The sequence below is a fragment of the Nocardia spongicola genome, from assembly GCF_047200775.1.
Taxonomy (GTDB): Bacteria; Actinomycetota; Actinomycetes; order Mycobacteriales; family Mycobacteriaceae; genus Nocardia.
The window spans coordinates 1-17,917 of record NZ_JBJZOO010000026.1; the positions used below are offsets into that span (position 1 = coordinate 1).

The following is a 17,917-nucleotide window of genomic DNA, read 5'->3' on the forward strand; positions in this document are numbered from 1 at the left end:
ATCGGGCGCATCATCGCGTCCCCCTACTTCGTCTTCGGAACGTGCTCGGAGTGACTGGGACAGTCACCACTTGAGTGAAGTGGTAGTGATGTCCGTCATAGTGACGGCCGTTATTTTGTCGAACTCACTATGTGTGATCGTCTGTATACCCACCGCCGGTGTGACTTACTTCCTGTAGATGCCGTTAGTGCCCATACCTTGTGAGCTCTCAAGTCCAGTTATTGAGTTGCGAACCCCCGGTCGTGTTGTGGCTCGGGTCGAGGAAGAGGCGGGATGAGGATCGTATGGCGTTGCACTACTGCACTGTTAGTGTTGGCCATAGCCGGATGTTCTCCGGATGTACCAGAAGTCCCGCAGGCAGTTGACCCGAGTTCTGCAGGGGCCTCGGAGACTTTCGGGGTGGTGGTGCCTGCTGGGGATCGACAGAAACTCGACGTCGCCGAGCAAGTCCGATCGGTCGATCCGTGCGGCTTCTTCGACCAGGCCAGGATCTCCACCTACGGGCAGATCTCCACGCTCGGGCCCAGTATGAGTAGTATCGGCAGCTGCGAGGTGGGGTTCCTACAGGCAGACGAAGGCCGACGCTATTACCTCTCGCATGTGATTGTCGATATGGACAGCTACCCACCCAACGATGACGACCCCAGCAAGCAGATCGCGGGTGAAACAGTCACCATCGACGGTGTCCGCAGCAGCGACGGTGACTGCGCCTACAAGGTGCCACTACGGTTCCCCGTATCAGCCGCCGAATCCTCACAGAACCCGGACATCATCGAGGTCCCGACCCTGTCCTACGCATCGGTTCGTGCAGCGCTGATAACCCCGGCCGCCCTGGGGTGCGAGCTGGTCGAGAACACCGTCACGAACATGGTGACCATGTTCCGGGAGAACCGGATTCCGAGGCGAGAAGCCTTGGTCGATGTGCCGCTGCCCCAGCGTAGCCCGTGTGAACTGATGCAGCATCTGCCCTCGAAATACACCGTCGACAAATTCGACGCGGAAACCCAACCGTACGACTGCAAGTTCTTCCTGAAATCAGGTAGCGAAATATTCGGTAACGATCTGGTCAGTGTCGGCTTCAGGCTGCACGACGCAGATCGGGCGATGGCGACTTTCGGAAGCTTTGAATCCGCCCAGATCGCCGGCAAACCCGTCCTCATCGACCGCAACACCGCAGTCGGCGAGCCCCAGTGCGCGATCCGATTCCCCGCCGGAGCAGTGGTCGATGGATATCGGCCCGGTACTCCCGCCACGGAATCCACCAAGAGCGCTGCCCGATCACAGCCGATGGTGGCGCTGCGCGCACAGTGCCGGGTCACCGATGACCTGGCACCGATAGCAATGGAGTTGTTCGGAGCAAACAAATGAGTCGCCGTCACCGGTTACCGGTTACTACTGGACTGATGTGCCTGGCGCTGGTGGTGCTCGCTATGTCGGGCTGTACCACACCAGCTGAGAAGGATATCGACGTAGAGCAGGTCGCGCTCGGGATGCGCTATCGAGACAATCTCGAAAGCGGCGGGGCCTCGGTAGCAGACCTCGCTGAGACTGACAGTGCCCGCCAGCTCGACCCATGTGGGATGCTCGACGAGGAAGCCGTGAACGCGCTCGGTACGCCGCTGTATTTCGGTGTCGGGCAGAGGCTGGATGAGTGCGTGGTCCGATTCGATCGAGCCACCATGTCTGCGGGCATCACATCTGTCGAGGTGTCGCTGTCTGTGACGATGGGCCCCAGTGGCAACGTCTCTCGGATCGGTGATCGCGCAGCGTCGACGCTGCGCTCGACCGGCATGTGTTTCATCGCGCTGCAATACAACAACCGCCGCGCATTTCACTACATGGCCAACGCCGTCCAGGGTGTCGACCCGTGCACAGCACTGCACACCCTCGTGACAGCGTCAGCCCCACTGCTGGATGACAACCCGCAACGGGCGGACTCGACCCGGATCCCGAAAACCCGAGGTGCCACGAAAGATCCCTGCGCTGCACTGGATGCCGCGTTCCCACCCGGACAGCGATTCTACCTGTCTTCCCTCGTTCCCTATGAGTGCGATGCATGGCTTGATCACCACACTAGAGACGACAGCAACCGATTCGGAATCCAAGTATTCAACGTGGCCGAGTCCCAAGCCACCTACGTCCCATCGCACGCGCGGAAGTTGCTGTTGACAGGTGTGCACTCCATCGAGGAAAGCGGCCGCGGTGACTACTGCATCATCCACGCCTACGTCGGGGTCGAGGAGCCTTTCCCGACCCGAAGCTGGGACGGGGAACCAGAGAACCGCGTCGAAGTACTACGGGTCACCGGGCACGGCTGCACCAAAACCCGTGAACTCGCCGTCGCCGCAGTCAAGGCATACCAGCGCGATTGAGCACACACTCTTACATATTTGACGTCCTCCTCAGCCTGAGGGACCAAGGATTCCTCCTAGCGTCCCACGGGGCGCTCTCGGTGGATTCCTGTTTCACCGGGGCTGTCAGCCTCCCCACCTAGCGGGGAGGCTGACAGCCCCTTGGCAGGCGTTTAACCTCTCGGCTGGGCCGGCCCGACCGCGAGGATATCGACCGCCGCATTCAGATCACGGTCATGAGTCGTACCGCACCCGCATGTCCGTGTACGGACATGTTCGAGTCACTGGTTCACAAGCCTCTACATCATGCTGCCGAACTTGTCCTTGTGCTACCCACAGGAAGTGCACCCCCGCTTCGTGTGAAACTCACTACTTCCCAGAAGATTTCAGCTCTAGCTTCGGGCCTTGTGGCAGGCACTCGCCGCCTTTGGTTGCATCCGCTCCTGGGTGCACCAGATGAACCAGAAAGCGTCAGCCCGTATCGGGCATAGCGCTGCTCAGTGATACAAGGGAGTAACAGTGGGCGCACCAGCGGGATTCGGATGGGATTGGGCTTTCAGCACAGGTGGCAACATATCCAGACGACAATGGCTGCAATTGATGCTCGCTGTAGGTGCGACACTACTCGACACAGGGTTAAGGATGATCCCCAACGGCACTCATCCAGCGGCACAATTAAGTGACGTCGAAATGATCGTTCCCGACACCCGATTGGCTCGTGAAGCCGAACAGGAAGCTCGGGCGCGATTGAGCACATCCATGTTGGAGCACTCCTATCGCACGTACTTCTTCGGCCAAGCCCTCGCCACACTGGATGGTGTACAGGTCGATGAGGAGCTGTCGTGGACCGCAGCAATGCTTCACGACATAGAACTCGAGCATCCAGCGCAAGGCCGCTGCTTCGCCGTCCGTGGCGCGGAGCACGCCGAGCAATTCATGACCTCGCTGGGTGAGCCACCGCAGCGGGTGGTGCTGGTTCGTGACGGGATCGCCGGACACATCACTCTCGGTGTGGAGTCGGATTTGTCAGATATCGCCGGGTTTCTGGCTGCTGGTGCTGGCGCTGACCTGGTTGGCGCACGCTGCCAGGACATCGACCCGGATTGGATGGGTTCTGTCATAGAGTCACACCCGAGACTCCAGTTCAAACAAGTGGTGATTGCGGCAGTACGAGCGGAGACCGCCGCCGTGCCCGGCGGCCGCTTGGCGGTGACACACGCAGCCGGACTGGAGCTGATGATCAATGCCGCCCCGTTCAATGAATAGTGTCGTTGATGCTTCGCTCTTCATGGGTGCGCATGAACCTGTGTCGTAGGGTTCGTGGTTTGAGTGGCAGTCGGCTCCATACCTGAAAGGGAGGGCCGCCCACCGGAATGGAGCAAATGGCGGCTCATCGACGGGATCCGGTGGCGGCCTCGAGTTGGGGCACCATGGCGGGACATGCCCGAACGCTGTTGCCGCGGGTACTCGACTCGATCTCGGCGCCATGTCCGGAACCTGGTCGGCCTCAGATACGCCCGCAGCTGGTGCGAGCAGACAAGGCCTACGGTTCCGTAGCCCATCATCCAGGTCACGCAGGTGTGCTGCGGCCAGACGCCGGGTACTCCGCCCGGTGACACTGTCGGCGTCAGCGTCGGTGATGTAGCCCTCACACCAGCTCAGCAAGGCGAAGCGAGTCAGAGCGATGCGGCTCCAACACCAACACAGGATGATGCACAGTCATATGCACGTGCATTTGCTCGCACACTTGGCCTGATGCGCCTAGAATGCCACTTCTAGTGGCCCCAGGCCTGCGATAGCATGATCACGTCATCTGCCGTTCGGATAGCAAACCGGCAGCTGCGGTCATGCCTCACAGTATCCGGGATAGAACTGAGGATGGTTGAAAGTGTGGGGTTCTTGTGTTCCAGTACCTTAATCGCAGTAGAGATGGCACTTTTGCCTGTATAGCACTCACCTCCAATGTCACCTCGTTGGCAACCTACGCGAAGAGTGGAAAGCTGACGGCAACCTTCCTTCACCGCCGGAGCCTCATGCACATGCGTAGTCCACATAGGGCTGAGTTCCCTCACGCTCCGGTTCACCAGAACCTGCCAACATCACGACCCTATAACGAACGAGGAGCCGACTATGAATATTTCGGCAGTTCGCACTGGTGAGTGCGGGATTTCATGGTGTGTTACTTGCATTCCATCGATCGATCCAGACGACCACCCACACCGTCACCGCGATCTCGCGTTAGAAGTAGAGCTGTCATGCGAGCGGTTCGATATCACCGTGGAGCGGTCATGTCAGGTGTACGGCGATGGAACACGCCTAACCACCATCGATGTGGTCCGTAACGATCGGTATGGATTCGGTGTCGACGCCGAGGAGGCTCGCCAGCTTGCCGATCTGCTGCGACTCCCCCAGCTGCACTATGGACAGGACGCCCTGATCACGCTGAGCGAGACTCCGGATGCACCACTAATCGTCTTTACCGATACATTTCCCACCAATGATCCTCGCGATTACTTACTGCACATAGCCCAGTGCGGGGTCACCGGACAATACTTTCGGCTCACTCCAGTGGAGGCGCGGCTACTAGGCGGCATTCTGCACGATCTCAGCGAGAACATGGCCTGATCGACCTGCGCTCTTCTCGTTCGATACTCGCTGCCACAGTGAATGCGAGTCGCAAGAAGAACACCGGTATACCGGCGCCAACCCAGGCGTGAACCGCCATCTCCCGGCTATGCCCCCAGGTCGGCGACTACTTCAACAGCGCAGGCAGGCCATTCATCACCAGCGACAACTGGTCCGTGCCCCGGACCTCAGTACGAGCATTGAGGATACGACAGCCTGCCCAGGAGCACATACCGGTCACCGCACTCGGCCAGGATGATGATCGCCGACCGATTCCCGACCTCATCACATCGGCGATCCGATGCCGCACCCGCACACAGGGCTTCGTATAGCTGCTCATCCGGCACCCACATAATGTCGCCGCCGGGAAGTCCACCAGCAGCCGGCGGCTGATCTTCTACCGCGGCGACCACTTCTGCGCCAACCCCGCGTTTACCCGCGCCGGCAAGCGCAGATCCTCCTCTGTCGCCGATTCGCCAAGAACACAGGCTGACTCGTCTCAGAGCTTTGAATATGTTCCAACCCGGGGCGAGCCACGAAAGGGGCTACACCCCGCGGAAGCCGATGCGCGACTGAACCCGACATTGAAAACAATAATTCCATAATGCTAGATTTGAGAGTAATCCCCTCTACGCCGTTCGCAGCCTATGCCTAACTGCACATACACGGTATCGGGGCAGCCCGCTCTCTTTGAGCTTTGCCCGCACGACATGCGAGGAGTCGCCCATGCCAACCAGCCTCTGCCTCCAAAACCGAGACGGTAAGCATGCCTATCGTCTCAACAGTTCAACACCCGCTGATCTGACACTGTGCGCATTGATCGACAAGCTATCCAGCCCATCATCACAGGAAAAGGGAGGGGCATGATGCTGGTCGTCAACGGTGATCGCAGAAGGATGCCGCAGACTGAACAGACCGCAGTCACCTGGTTGAGGAACTGGAACACGATCGATGGTGTCGCCATCTCCGGCTGCTATCTCCCCGACCACGACAACCCCCATGCCGCCACCGAGGGTGACATAGTGGTGATCACCCCTCACGGTTGCGGAGTCATCGAAGTCAAAGGCATCCTCGGACAGGTCAGCGGCACTATCCGGTGCCCGCCCAACGGCCCCTGGAAAATGCCGGGGATCTCCGGTAGCCCTGTCCACGTGCGCGCAGGTGATGCGAACCCGCTCGATCAAGTTATGGATGGAACGTTCAATCTCAAGAACCTAGCCGCCGCACAGGGCATTCAGACATTCGTCTTCGGGCTGGTCCTGGTGTTCGCGTGGCCGAGCCATACCGTGGAGGTAGACACTGAAACCCTGCCAAGGGGGATCGAGGTTCTCGCAGGCGACGCGACTGTGCTGCAAAAGTGGTTCCACCGCAGGGCTCGTAGCCCTAAAACCTGGACTGCGCAGCAGGCTCACATATTGGTGACTGCACTGAACTTCGGCGACGACATCACCATCTCCGACCTGATCGCCGAAGGTTTCGCCGACGGAAACATTGCCGCAGCTGCTGCGCTGGACGCCGAGCCGACTTCCGTATGGGCAACCAGGCCATCACTACCCGTACCGGGTGCTACCTGGGCAGCAGCCCCCTCACACATTGACGAACCCATCACTACCCCACCGCCTTTCACCGGTTACACGCTGATTCCGATTCCGATAGCCGCACCCATACACACTCGCCCGCAACAGCGGCGACACGGCGCTCAAAGACTCGGCGCCATCGCCATGATCGTAGTCATGTCTGGAGGGCTCTGGCTATTCGCTCAGTGGCGCAACGATGAACTGCGTCCGCATCCGGGCAGTGATTCGGAGACCACGCAACCAACGATCGAAACTCCCCCCGCGCCCACGGCAGACACACCTGCAACCCAACCACCGATCAGCCCGGTGCCGGAGGTAGCGCCAGTACCACCCTCGTCCTGTTCACCATTCCAACCCGGCTGCTGATTTCTCCTGGCTATCCGTTCTGCAGCCAGGGCAAGAAGCCCGCTCCGAGCCTCACCCGTAGCGAACTCATGATCGCGTAAGGTACTTGGCCGCAGACAGATCAGGATGGCGACCATTCGCCGCCAGAGTCCTTCACTCGTCCGCGAGTGGGAACGCCAGACTCACATCAGCCACAGCCCACTCGATGTGATATCCGCGGTTCAGCGGTCGGAGTCAGCACGAAGAAGCAGAGCAAACTATCCCCAACAGCATGCTTTGCAGAATGCTAGAATTTTAGAATTAGAGTAGCTTGCGTACCGACGGAGCATGTATGAACAGCAAGACCTCAGCAAGAGATAGGGACACGCCAGGGCAACCCCAGCCTGTTGGTGCCGCATCCGACGACAGCATCAAACGAACGGAATTCATCACCCCTTCCGTTCGTGACGCTCACGAACGGAGCACCGAGACCCGATTGGCCACCGACGTGCTGTGTCGCTGTGGAGCACCATTCGACGAAGTCTGTCGCGACGGTGTCATCACCAACGCACTATGCAGTAACAGGGCATGCCGATGGTCAGAGAAGTGGCCCGAAGACCATCCGAGACCCCTGCTGGCTCCGGTGCTACCTCTGCCATCGAGGAATGAACGATCACCGCACGTTCGCGCGAAGCAGACATGCATCGACAGCACCGCCCCCCACTGAGGTATCCAGCCGTTGCGCGGATGCCGAACCGGCATCCCGTCTTATTCCGCTGCATCCATCATCCATCCCCAGGAGGACATCATGACTTTCGCTATTGCTCAGCATGATTCGCCCGACCCGACCTGTCTCGGGTCGAAGACCGCGCTGCACGCGGCCGCTGTCGCCTATTACCGGCTGATGATCGACCGACGTCCATAACAATGCTGTCTTTTATGCATTCACCACCTACCACCGGGCTCGCCGTGAGGCCGTTCCCGAGGTCTGCGTGATGGCAAACCTCGCTCGCCACTACTGCAGCAGCGCTGAACTCTCCGACCTCGGCATCCCCGACCGGGAATGGGATCCCACTGCCGGCGCGCTCACTGCAGCACAGAACATGTTCATCGACAATGCAGTCGCCAGAATCGCTGACCAGATGCGGCGAGCACCACGCACGAATGCCGCCAGGCCTGTCGCGTGCACGATCAGTTCGACACGCATGTAATCGGCCACAGCGCAGCCCATCACACATCAGAAGCATTCTGGAATTCCTACGTGTTAGAATGCATTCAAGATAGGATGTTGCGCCTATGGGCGTGCTCGCAGCCCTGTTCGAATGACCAAAAGAAACTGCAGGTCGATGACTCACTACCCGTTTGCTGCTGCTACTACCGACGAGGTGTTTCAGGCACCCTCGGTGAGTGCTCCAGTGCCAGCTGCCGATACGCAGGTGCGGGTATTTGCGCCTCGGCTGATCGCGCCCACAGAAGCGAGCATCGACATAGATCCGGTCCCGAGTAGTGACGCAAAGCTGCCCGCGATCATCCAGTCCCGCGCTGTGGCGACAATTCCTTCCACATCAATCGCCGACAGTAGCCTGGCCTCTAACGGGAGTCCTGCCCGGGCGTATGCGATGCTGGCGGCGGTAGTCGCTGGCGTTGTAGTCGCTGCCGCAGTGACAGCAACTCGCGCGAGCCTTGATACCTCGCCCCAGGATCAGCTCCCCGCTGTGCCTCAGAGCCAGGTTGTACCACCGTTGCCTGCGCCGCCGATGCCACCTCCTTCAGCATCTGAAGCGCCCCGGCGGCCTGCCGCATGCTATCCATTTCAGCCCGACTGCTGATCGAAGCCAACAGGTGCAGGAGAAGGTAGAGGCAGGGAGACAAGGTAGCCTGCTGGATTGCTAGTATTACTGAATGCTAGTACCCCGTGTAGCTCACTTGGTCAACACCATGGAGGCTGACCGTGCGCGCTGCCTTTGTAGCTACTTCCCCGAATGGAAGGATGAAGGCCGTGGCTAGCAAGCCAACCAAACCTCAGATCAATTTCTACCCCAAACCGGAAGACCACGACGCTTTCACAGCCAAGCTCAAGGACGACGGGGTTCCCTCGTACGGTGCAATCACGAACACTTTCACGACATTGATGCGAGCGTACACACAGAACGTCATACCCGACATAGCGACACTGAATTGGGCACTTCAGAACGCAGTATACGCATTCGCAGGAACTGACGAAGAGTACAGAATATTCCGAGACAAGTTACTGCAGAATATAAAAAATCAGCTCGACATCACTCATCTAAAAAGAAAAAAGGAACAGAAAGAACGCATCCTCCTGGAGGATCCGACTTTAGTCGAACTGAACGAAAAAATCGCACGCTTGAAAAATGAGGCCAAAGAGGCCGTCCATGGCCTGGGAACGGAAAAAGATACCCCAAAAGGAGACTAGGGTGTGTCCTCCCACCGTAACCGCGGTGGTCATGCGGCCGCATGGTCACCGCTCGGCTGATCGCGGTCGTTAGGTGGCGGGTGCGAGTTGTCGTTTGACTACTTCGGGAAGTGGTGTGACCTGTAGGCACGGATGCCCCGAAAATCCGTCTGCGCCAGCTTGGGACATCGGGCCGGTGTCGTTGTCGAAGATGACCCGGAGGTGGGCATCGAGATGGGAAACCCACCAGGTCGACATTGCCGAAGGCGATTGGGCGACACGGGCGTGTTCCCACGCAGCGTGCAAAGCGGCGAAACGTTCAACAATTTCGGGGTACTGCCACCATTTCGAATCCCAGGACAGACCCTTTCCTGCTGTGGGAAGGATTCGCCGACGCACGACCTTGATGAACCATCCGTCCATCCAGTCCCACACGTTCGCAAACAGTGGATGCAGTTCGGCGAGTGCTGGCGATGACTGATGTTGGTTTCGGATGTCGTCGGGGGCTGGTTGTGTTGCTAATGGAGCGTGTCCGGTGAAGTCAGGGTCGGCTGAGGCCAATGACATCGGTCCGGTCTCGCCGTCGAAGAACACTCGCAGGTGCGGCTCCAGATGTGACACGTACCAGGTTGACATCGCAGTCGCTGATTTCGACGCGTTCGCCTCTTCCCATGATTCGTGTAGGGCGAACATTCGTGCTACGACCTCAGGGTACTGCCACCATCTAGGATCCCAGGACAACCCCTTTCCTCGCGCGGCGTTGACGCGGCGGCGGATGTGGGGGACGAACCAGTCCTCGACCCAGAGCCATACGACGGGGTAGCGCTTTTCTGGTGGGACGGCTGTGTCGTTGTTCGTCGCGGTGGAGTTGGTCATCGCAGTGGTCCTCGTTGTGTGTGTGCCACCGAGGTGGCTGAGGCAGTGAGTGGATGGGGTTGCGCGGGTGTGGCGGTGGTTGGTTTGGGTGCTGGTCTGGGGTAATTCTTGCGAACCAACAGTGGTTTGGAGCCGGGGATTCGCACGATCGCGCGGTCGCTGGTGATGGCAGCCAGATCGGATAGCTTCAGGATGCGTTCGGACTGCCAGGAACTCGAGCGAGATGCTTGACCAGTGGCGAAGATTCCTGTGGGGGAAGAGGTTTGGTCGTTTCGGACCCAGTGGTCATCGATCAGGTCCGACAAGGTTGTCAGGAAGTCGCGGTCGTCGATGTTGCCGCCGTACCACAGCACGCTCGCGGCGTCGCACATGATCTTGAATCCGGTTTCGCCCCATACTTTCTTCCCTTGGGCCGGGGATTGCAGGATCGTGATCGGGATGATGCCGCGAGATCCGAAGTGTGAGTATTGGTCTGGTAAGGATTGCAGTCGGCATACGTTGGCGGCTTCGTCGAGTACCGCCATCATCGGTACCGGCAGGCGCCCGGTGCCGGTGCGGGCGCCTGCCGCTTCGGCTTGGTCGAGGACCTGCCCGACCAGTGCGGTGGTCAGTGCTGCAGCGGAGTCCGGTCCTTCTTTTGATAGGGCATAGAGAGTATCGCTGCTGGTGGCGAATGCTTCGGGGTTGAATTCGGGTAGTGAGTGGATGTATTTGCCGGGGTTGGTGATGACTGAGCCGTCGGTTGCGATGCTGATGGTGACGCGATGATTGGGCAGGATCGCCTTGGCGTAGCGGTTGGCGTCCAGGCTCTCCAGAAACCGGCGTGCCATGTCGTAGAAGCCGTCTCTCTGTCTTTCGGTGACGTTCTGCTTCGTGCTCAGCATCCTCGCCACCGCGGTCTCGCCGTGAGCACGCAGCACAGCGGCGGGTACGTCGGATTGTTCGTTGGCCATCCACTCGACGGCATGCCACATGTCCCCGCCGGCGAGAGCGGCGGCAAGCATGTATGCGCTCAGCAAGTCCTGGGCGCTGCCGTCGAAGTACGCATCAGGTGACTTGGCGTCGTCATCTTTCGATGCTCCTACCCAGTAGCTGGCGGCTTTTTTCGCTGCGGGGAGGTCGTGCACCGGTCGTAGGGGGTTCCACCAGAATTGTGCTTCACCCGGTCGCCCGGTGGTGACCCCTTGCAGATCGAACAGCCACACATCTCCTTCTTGGCTGCGAGAGGTCCAGGTCGCGGTGTAGATGTCGGGTTTGTTCGAGGTTGCTACGCAGGGTCCTGGTGCGTTCACCACGCAAGGAATGGCCAGAGCTGCGGTCTTGCCCATGCGAGTGCCGGCGATAGCGACGACAACCCACTCGTAAGGCAGCCGCACGGGTAGATTGCCGCGTATCGTGAACCCGACCAGCATGCCCAGAAATGCTGGGTGGTCGGCGGGTATGCCTGGGGCGAGTCGTTCGGTTTCGGCGCGCAACCACTTCTCTTTGAACAAGTCGAGGCTGGCGGGATTGGTCATGGTTTTCGCGGCCGCGTCGATTGGTCGACGTTGTCCGCGGCTTTTGCGGTGGTGGGCAAGTGCGTAGATGACTATCGTGGCGACACCAACCAGCAGCAGTAATTCCCCGATCAGTGCGGCCGTCGCTGTAGGGGGCCAGTCGCGCTGTCCGACGACGACTTCGGCGAGCATCGCAGGATTCCATGATGGTTGCGCCCCACCTCCGATTCGGTAGGCGAGAAGTAAGGTCACGATCACCACGCCCGCGGTGGCGGTGACGGCGGTGAGGACCAAGCTGTTACGGGCGGGAGCTGGTCTCTGTGTGCGGGCTGTCATGGTGTTTCCTGGGTGGGTTGGTAGTGGCTGACGAGCCAGCCTTTGCCATCGACATGGTGCAGCTGCACGCGCAACAGGCTGGTTTGGTATGGCGTGGTCGCGCCGTCTGGATGTATGACGAGTTGCGTCATTCGCACCACCACAGTGGCGTCATCACCCTCGAGGAGGGCTGCTTTGGCCACGATGACCACAGCGTTGATCTGGTCATGACTGCGGCTCCAACTGTCCCACTCAGGGATTGGACGTGGCGGCGGGTCCGGGGCGGTCGCGGCGGCGCGGACGATCGGATCGGTGAGGAGCGCGTGAGCACGGTGCAGCGCTTGCCACGCGCTGTCATCTTGGCTTGGGCGCCAGGTGTGGATAATGGTGATCGCATTGACTGCAACGGTTTCCGGACTGGCCGCGGTCGGGTCAAGTGGGTCACTGATGTCGGTGTGGCTGTCTGTTGCGACATGGTTCCGGTCACCGGTGAGCTGGTGCACGATGATGGTGCCGAGCAGGATCAGCGCCGCTGCGGACACTGCTGCGAAGATCTTGAGCTTGCTCATAGGTTGATCGCGGCCTCCAGTTCCTTGGCTCGGTTCATGATTTTGGGGACGTAGTTGAGGGTTTCCGGATATGGCGGGACACCGCCGTACTGACGCACTGCGCCTGGTCCGGCGTTGTAAGCGGCTAGCATCAGCGCGGTCGGATCACCGGAGACCTCGCCGGAGGCGAGCAGTGGGCGTAGTTCGGCGGCCAAATCGCACATGTAGTGGCCTTGGGCCATGACGGCGTCGCCGATGTTGTTGGGGTCGCCGGTGCCGGCAGCTCCGATCGGGTTGCCGTTGTCGTCGACCGGGGCTCCGTAGTGCGCCCAGGTTTCGGGGATGAATTGGGTGTATCCCGACGCGCGGGCCGCATTGGGGCCGTGGGGCCGGTACCCGGACTCGGCTTCGACCTGCGCAGCCAGTAGTGCGGGGGTGATATCGGTGCATTGGCGTGCCGATATCACCAGCCAGTGACGAAACTCCGCGGGTACCGCGTCTGGCAGAGTGTCGATGGAAGCGCCGTCGCCGATGCTGTTGGAGATCGTGCACGGGTTGGTCCCGGTCGAGGGGCTGTTACCGGTTGATGCTGCGTTACTGGGATCAGGTGCGGAGCCGTAGGTTTGGTCGGATGCTGGCGATCCGTGGCCCTCGACGCTGGCATGGATATGGTCGTAGTGGTCGGTGGTCGGATCACCGGTGGGGGTGAGGTTCTGCGGATCACCGTCGACAGGAAGGTAGGTTGCTCGCCAGATCAGGTAGGTGAGATGGAATTGATCGCGGTGCGTCCACAGGAAGTCGCGGATGGTATCGCCGAGTTGGCGGCCGGAATCGGAATCGAAGTCGGGGATCATGATGTCGACAGCGACCCCGTTGGGATGATCAGGCGAGACCGAGTCGTTGGGGCGCCAACCACCAATGCGGCTGATCTGCGGGAACCGTGCGTGTACTGCGCGCGCGAGACGGATAGCGTCGATTTGCAGGTTGTCCTCGGAACCTACATCCACTGGTAACGGTGCAGACAACTCCTGCTGCCCCGATGTCATGGCCACAGCCACATCCGGCACTGACGGAACCAGTGTGGCCGATGTGATGGTGTCAGGTTCTGCAGCATCGGTATCGGTTGTGCCTGGTTCGACGGCGTCAGCGAGCCAGGCGGTCGGGTCGATGGCGTGCCCTCCACCGAGCCGACCGCCGTTATCCCACAGTTCGACGTGCACATGCGGACCAGTGCTCTGACCTTCGTTGCCTTCGTTGGCGATGTGCTGGCCGGCGTAGACCGTGTCTCCGGCCTTGACCAGGGTGCCGCCGTCGTCATAGGAGCTCATGTGCCCGTAGACGGTGGAGTACACGCTGCCGTCGGGTAGGGGGTGGTCGATCACAATCCAGTTGCCGAAACCCGACGCAGGACCTGCCAGCGCGACGACCCCATCAGCGATCGCGAAGATCGGCGCACCCTTGGGCCCGGCGAAGTCGATGCCTTCGTGAGCAGCGGCGCGGGTTGGATCGTGGAATCCTGAGGTGATTACGGCTTTGCCCTCACCGTGCATGCGCATCGGCATCGACCGCTTCCCCGACGGAACTCCCTGCGTGACATGGTCGCCGGGTCGTGCAGGGCAGGTGTTTGTGCCAGAGCCTTCGATGCCTTCGTCGAAGACTGTTACAAACAGCACAGTGCACAACATCAGTGCTGCAAGAACCGTTACAGCGCCCTTCATCGAAGCTGCGCCTGAATCTGTAGGGCGAAGTCGACTTGCGGAGGTTTATGTGCGTAACCGGATAGTTCTTCGACGCCTTGGGTATCAGTGGGAATCGCTGCGTGACGCTGCGTTCGCAAGTGGTGCTGGGCGCGGGTTTTCTGAAAGGTACTTGGTGCCCAGCCACGTTTGACAATAGGATCTCTACATTTTCTGGACATTGTTTTATGTCCTCTGTGGGTCCTCTGTCAGGCGATCCCCTTCTGTGTATCTCGGCACCACCTTTCCGTAGTCACTGGAGACGATCGGTGCGGGCAACGGTGGGATGTCGAAGGCATCCACCAGCAGTGATAGGTAAGGAGCGAGGGCGTGGCGGTGCGCAGCGAGGTCGGAGTTCGCTTTGGTGACGAGATCGGCGTTCAGCAGGCCGTGAGTGGTGAACCAGAGTGAACTGTTGCACACTCGTTCCAGTCCGTAGGCGTCGGCGAGGGTTTTGAGTAGTTCGGCTGCCTGTGAATTCGGGCTGTGTTCGGCCGCCGACAGTAGCGAATCAGCCGCCAGTCGTTCGGCGGTCGCTGTGGACAACTCGGTCGCTGCGGTATCGGCGCCGTCGAGGTCGGTTCCGGTTGTACTGGAGCGAATGGAGATGGCCATAGTAGTTTCTCGCTCGATGAGCAGCTGCCGCCACCAAGGGTTTTCAGTGGGTGGTGCGGCGACTTGGAATGCGATGACGTCCCCGTGGCCGGGTACAGGATCTGCGGTGACATGGTGGGCCATTTTTCCGCTGGCGATTTGGAGTATCTGTTCCTCGCCCTCGGCGAGGATGCTTTCAACGGTTTTCGCCCAGTCGCTGAGGTGATCGTCGTGTAGCGCGCTGTGGGTGGCACAGTGCTGGCGGCAAACCGATAGGACGGTTGATGCGGTATTCACGATGAACGGTTTGGCCAGCATCGTGCGTACCGAGCGAGTGATGTCCAGAACGCTGCCGAAGCGGTCTTGGACATCGCGGGCCAGCATGGTCATTGCATAGAGTTGCGCGACAGCGGAGACCAGATCGCGCATGGTGTCGTCGTATTCACTGATGGGGATTTCGCGACGCTGCTGCACATAGTTCCAAGTGATCGCTATCCCGGCGCGGGCGCTGGCGACAGCTGCACCCGCGAGAGCGCTGTCCCCGGGGTGCAGTAGGCTGGTAGCGCGGTAGTGCCTTTCTCCGAGCGACATATGGCACACCAGACGGCCACCGACAAAGCGAACGTCGGGCCCGCAGATGATGCCGTCGCCAGGGACAACGACATCATCGAATACGATCACCTCCTTGCCTATCGCCTTTTCTGGTAGCGCGGTAACGCCAACTCCAGGAGCGAGTCCTGCGCTCGTGCGCAACCGCACCAGAAATGGGAAGACGCCTTCATCTGCGTTTCCTACGCGTAGGCGCGCGGTCACGATCACCGTTTTCGGGATAGTGGAATCCGCCGCGGTCGAGGCAAGTTTTCCTGCTCCTCCGGCCGGGGTCTGCAGTAGGAATGTGCCGTCGGACCGGCGGATCGCGAGAGTCCGGATACCGGGGCTGCTAGTGCCATCCAGTTTCAGTTCAGTGTGCAGTAATGCGCCGATGGCATCGCCGCAGTCGAGCTCGGTCAGGCATTGTCGTTGGTAGAAGGTGCCGGCACCCATGTCCTCGACACCGCTGGCGATGAGCTGGAAGTGTTCGGATAGCAGGGGCAGCACTCGGGGTTCGGCGATTGCAGCCCAATCGAACACCGCGCCGAGCAAGGCAGTATCAGCAGCGATGCGGCAGGAGGAGCCACCGAGATCATCGATGATCTGCAGCAGCGTGGATCCGAAGCCTGACTGGTCACCGAGTGTGACCATCGCTGCGCGTACCCACATGTGCAGAGCGTGTTTGTTGCCGCACAGTGCTTCCTGAAGCGCTGTGTTGGTGGAGTTGGTCTGATGCTGGATCGGTGTATCCCGAGCAGCGATATCAATCATGTGAACCTACACTTCTGCTCATTGGGTTTGCCGCTCGATGAGGTCGGCGAATCGGGCGTTGGTGTCGTGTAGCCGCAACTGCATTTCAGTTGGGGTGAGCAATGTTTGGACCGGGATCCCGGCAGCCGAGTCCTTACTGATCTTGATCATGAATTTGCCGATTCCCGCGGGTTTTTGTCGGGCTCCGCGGTGACGGCGGCGCAGTGGCGCACCACGCGACCACGCGGTGATCATCGCCTGTTCGGCAGCGCTGTACTGCAACACATCCTCGAGGCGCACCAGTTCACCGGCTGGTAGCCCACCGCAGATGACCATCCCCGCTCGTTCGATGAACCCGAGCGCAGTCTTGGTATCGGCTTCGGTCGGCAGTGTTTCCAGGTCACGCCCTGTATGGGTGATCTGCAGCAGCCCTGTGCCGTCGGAACGGTTCAGCCTGGTCAGTTCGTCGATGCGCTGCACCATCCCAGCGCCTGCCCCGAGGACCTGCCATAGTTCGTCCAGGACGGCCAGAAAGTAGCGTTGCGGTGCTAGCCCGGCCTCGGCGAGTAGATGCGCCGCTTCCATCGAACCGTAGGCATCGCTCCAACATGACAACATGACCGCCGCTTTGAGTGTCTTGTCTCCGCGAGTGAGCGCGGAGACATCGATGCAGATGCCGGGCGCCTCCAAGTTCAGTGGTTCGCTGGTGTGGTCGGCGAAAATTTCGCCCAGTGGCCCATCCAGCAGTGCCGCCATCGACCGTCGCAGTGGTTTGGTTGTTTCCAGGTACTCCTCGAGCGATTCCGCGGCCGCGACCTGCTGTAGTCGAGGTGAGCCTTTACCGATCTGGCCTGTCAGGTCCCGCACCAGGGGTGGGTTCACGAAGTCGAATTCGCCGCTTTCGCGAAGCTCGCGCAGCGCCGCTGACAGCAGTGCGTGTTCATAGTCGGCGACTGGTGCCTGACGGATGAGCTCGATCAAGGTGGCTGTCATGAGTACCTGCCGTGAGTGGACCAACTCACGGGTTTCGTTGATGAGCCCACCCTTACCTGCGGAGGTCAACTGGTCTTGGTGCATTTCCAGCAAGGGGATCGTCGACCCGAGCGATCCAGCGGCGAGCGGGTTCAGATGCCCCTTACCGTGGCCGAGGGTGATGACTTGACCGCCGATGCGGGTGATCAGCTCAACATATTCGCCTTTCATATCTCCAGCGATGATCGGGCTCTGGCCTTGAGCGACCGAGCCGAGGATCATCTTGCGGATCAGGGTGGATTTGCCCAGGCCGGGCAAACTGAGGACGAACGCGCTTGGGTTGCTGATCAGTCCGGCGGCGAACCAGGCCAGCACATCGCAGGTGGCGGGTTCTCCGGTGGTCAGGTGCGCACCGACCGGGGTGCCGATCATCGGGGCCGCTGCGCCGATCATCCACGGGTTCAGTCCACACACATGCGCGGTGGTGGCTTGCCACTCCAATGGTGGTTTCACGGTGTCCATCGCCCCACCGCCTGGACCACGGTATCCGTGTGGGCTGCGTTTGAGAGCACGTCGCCAACCTGGCTCCGAGGCCGGTTTGGTGGATGATGCATCTTCGTGATTGCGGCGCCATTCAGCTAGAGCACGGCCCTTTTTCGACAGCAATGCCGGTTCGCTGGCGATGCCTTCAGTGATGTCGTCGGCGAGCTGGGCGAGCTGAGTGTCGGTGAATGTTGTGGCCATGG

Annotated in this window: 13 protein-coding genes; 7 read left to right on the plus strand and 6 right to left on the minus strand. The window is 60.2% G+C overall.

The window, feature by feature from the left end; genetic code table 11:
- The first annotated feature begins 399 nt into the window (after positions 1-399).
- From ACL02S_RS23270 to ACL02S_RS23300, 7 genes are all read left to right on the plus strand, one after another.
- Positions 400-1,368, plus strand: coding sequence for a hypothetical protein (locus ACL02S_RS23270; protein ID WP_412804624.1), 969 nt, complete (start codon positions 400-402; stop codon positions 1,366-1,368).
- Positions 1,365-2,372 (plus strand): hypothetical protein, encoded by a 1,008-nt coding sequence (locus ACL02S_RS23275; RefSeq protein WP_412804625.1) that lies wholly within the window; start codon positions 1,365-1,367, stop codon positions 2,370-2,372. Before ACL02S_RS23270 ends, ACL02S_RS23275 begins: the two co-directional genes overlap by 4 nt.
- Positions 2,373-2,993: 621 nt before the next feature.
- The gene (locus tag ACL02S_RS23280; RefSeq protein WP_412804626.1) at positions 2,994-3,617 is read left to right on the plus strand and encodes an HD domain-containing protein; all 624 of its coding nucleotides are present in this window, start codon (positions 2,994-2,996) and stop codon (positions 3,615-3,617) included.
- A gap of 63 nt (positions 3,618-3,680) precedes the next feature.
- A complete protein-coding gene (locus ACL02S_RS23285; RefSeq protein ID WP_412804627.1) occupies positions 3,681-3,908 on the plus strand; it encodes a transposase in 228 nt (75 codons plus the stop codon).
- Between the two features lie 573 nt (positions 3,909-4,481).
- Positions 4,482-4,976, plus strand: a complete 495-nt coding sequence (locus tag ACL02S_RS23290) for a hypothetical protein (RefSeq protein ID WP_412804628.1) — start codon at positions 4,482-4,484, stop codon at positions 4,974-4,976.
- 809 nt (positions 4,977-5,785) lie between these two features.
- On the plus strand, positions 5,786-6,919 hold the full coding sequence (locus ACL02S_RS23295) for a nuclease-related domain-containing protein (RefSeq protein ID WP_412804629.1): 1,134 nt from the start codon (positions 5,786-5,788) through the stop codon (positions 6,917-6,919).
- Positions 6,920-8,876: 1,957 nt separating this feature from the next.
- Positions 8,877-9,314 (plus strand): hypothetical protein, encoded by a 438-nt coding sequence (locus tag ACL02S_RS23300; RefSeq protein WP_412804630.1) that lies wholly within the window; start codon positions 8,877-8,879, stop codon positions 9,312-9,314.
- 69 nt (positions 9,315-9,383) lie between these two features.
- Here the strand turns inward: ACL02S_RS23300 and ACL02S_RS23305 are convergent, their stop codons facing one another.
- The 6 genes from ACL02S_RS23305 to ACL02S_RS23330 all read right to left on the minus strand — a co-directional run bounded on the left by ACL02S_RS23305 (position 9,384) and on the right by ACL02S_RS23330 (position 17,915).
- Positions 9,384-10,169, minus strand: coding sequence for a DUF4913 domain-containing protein (locus tag ACL02S_RS23305; protein WP_412804631.1), 786 nt, complete (start codon positions 10,167-10,169; stop codon positions 9,384-9,386).
- On the minus strand, positions 10,166-12,001 hold the full coding sequence (locus ACL02S_RS23310) for a type IV secretory system conjugative DNA transfer family protein (RefSeq protein ID WP_412804632.1): 1,836 nt from the start codon (positions 11,999-12,001) through the stop codon (positions 10,166-10,168). The genes ACL02S_RS23305 and ACL02S_RS23310 overlap by 4 nt, the downstream gene beginning before the upstream one ends.
- Positions 11,998-12,549, minus strand: a complete 552-nt coding sequence (locus tag ACL02S_RS23315) for a hypothetical protein (protein WP_412804633.1) — start codon at positions 12,547-12,549, stop codon at positions 11,998-12,000. Before ACL02S_RS23315 ends, ACL02S_RS23310 begins: the two co-directional genes overlap by 4 nt.
- A complete protein-coding gene (locus tag ACL02S_RS23320) occupies positions 12,546-14,090 on the minus strand; it encodes a peptidoglycan DD-metalloendopeptidase family protein (protein WP_412804634.1) in 1,545 nt (514 codons plus the stop codon). The genes ACL02S_RS23315 and ACL02S_RS23320 overlap by 4 nt, the downstream gene beginning before the upstream one ends.
- A 360-nt stretch (positions 14,091-14,450) precedes the next feature.
- On the minus strand, positions 14,451-16,220 hold the full coding sequence (locus ACL02S_RS23325) for an acyl-CoA dehydrogenase (RefSeq protein WP_412804635.1): 1,770 nt from the start codon (positions 16,218-16,220) through the stop codon (positions 14,451-14,453).
- Between the two features lie 18 nt (positions 16,221-16,238).
- Positions 16,239-17,915, minus strand: a complete 1,677-nt coding sequence (locus tag ACL02S_RS23330; RefSeq protein WP_412804636.1) for a putative type IV secretion/conjugal transfer ATPase — start codon at positions 17,913-17,915, stop codon at positions 16,239-16,241.
- Between the last annotated feature and the right edge of the window lie 2 nt (positions 17,916-17,917).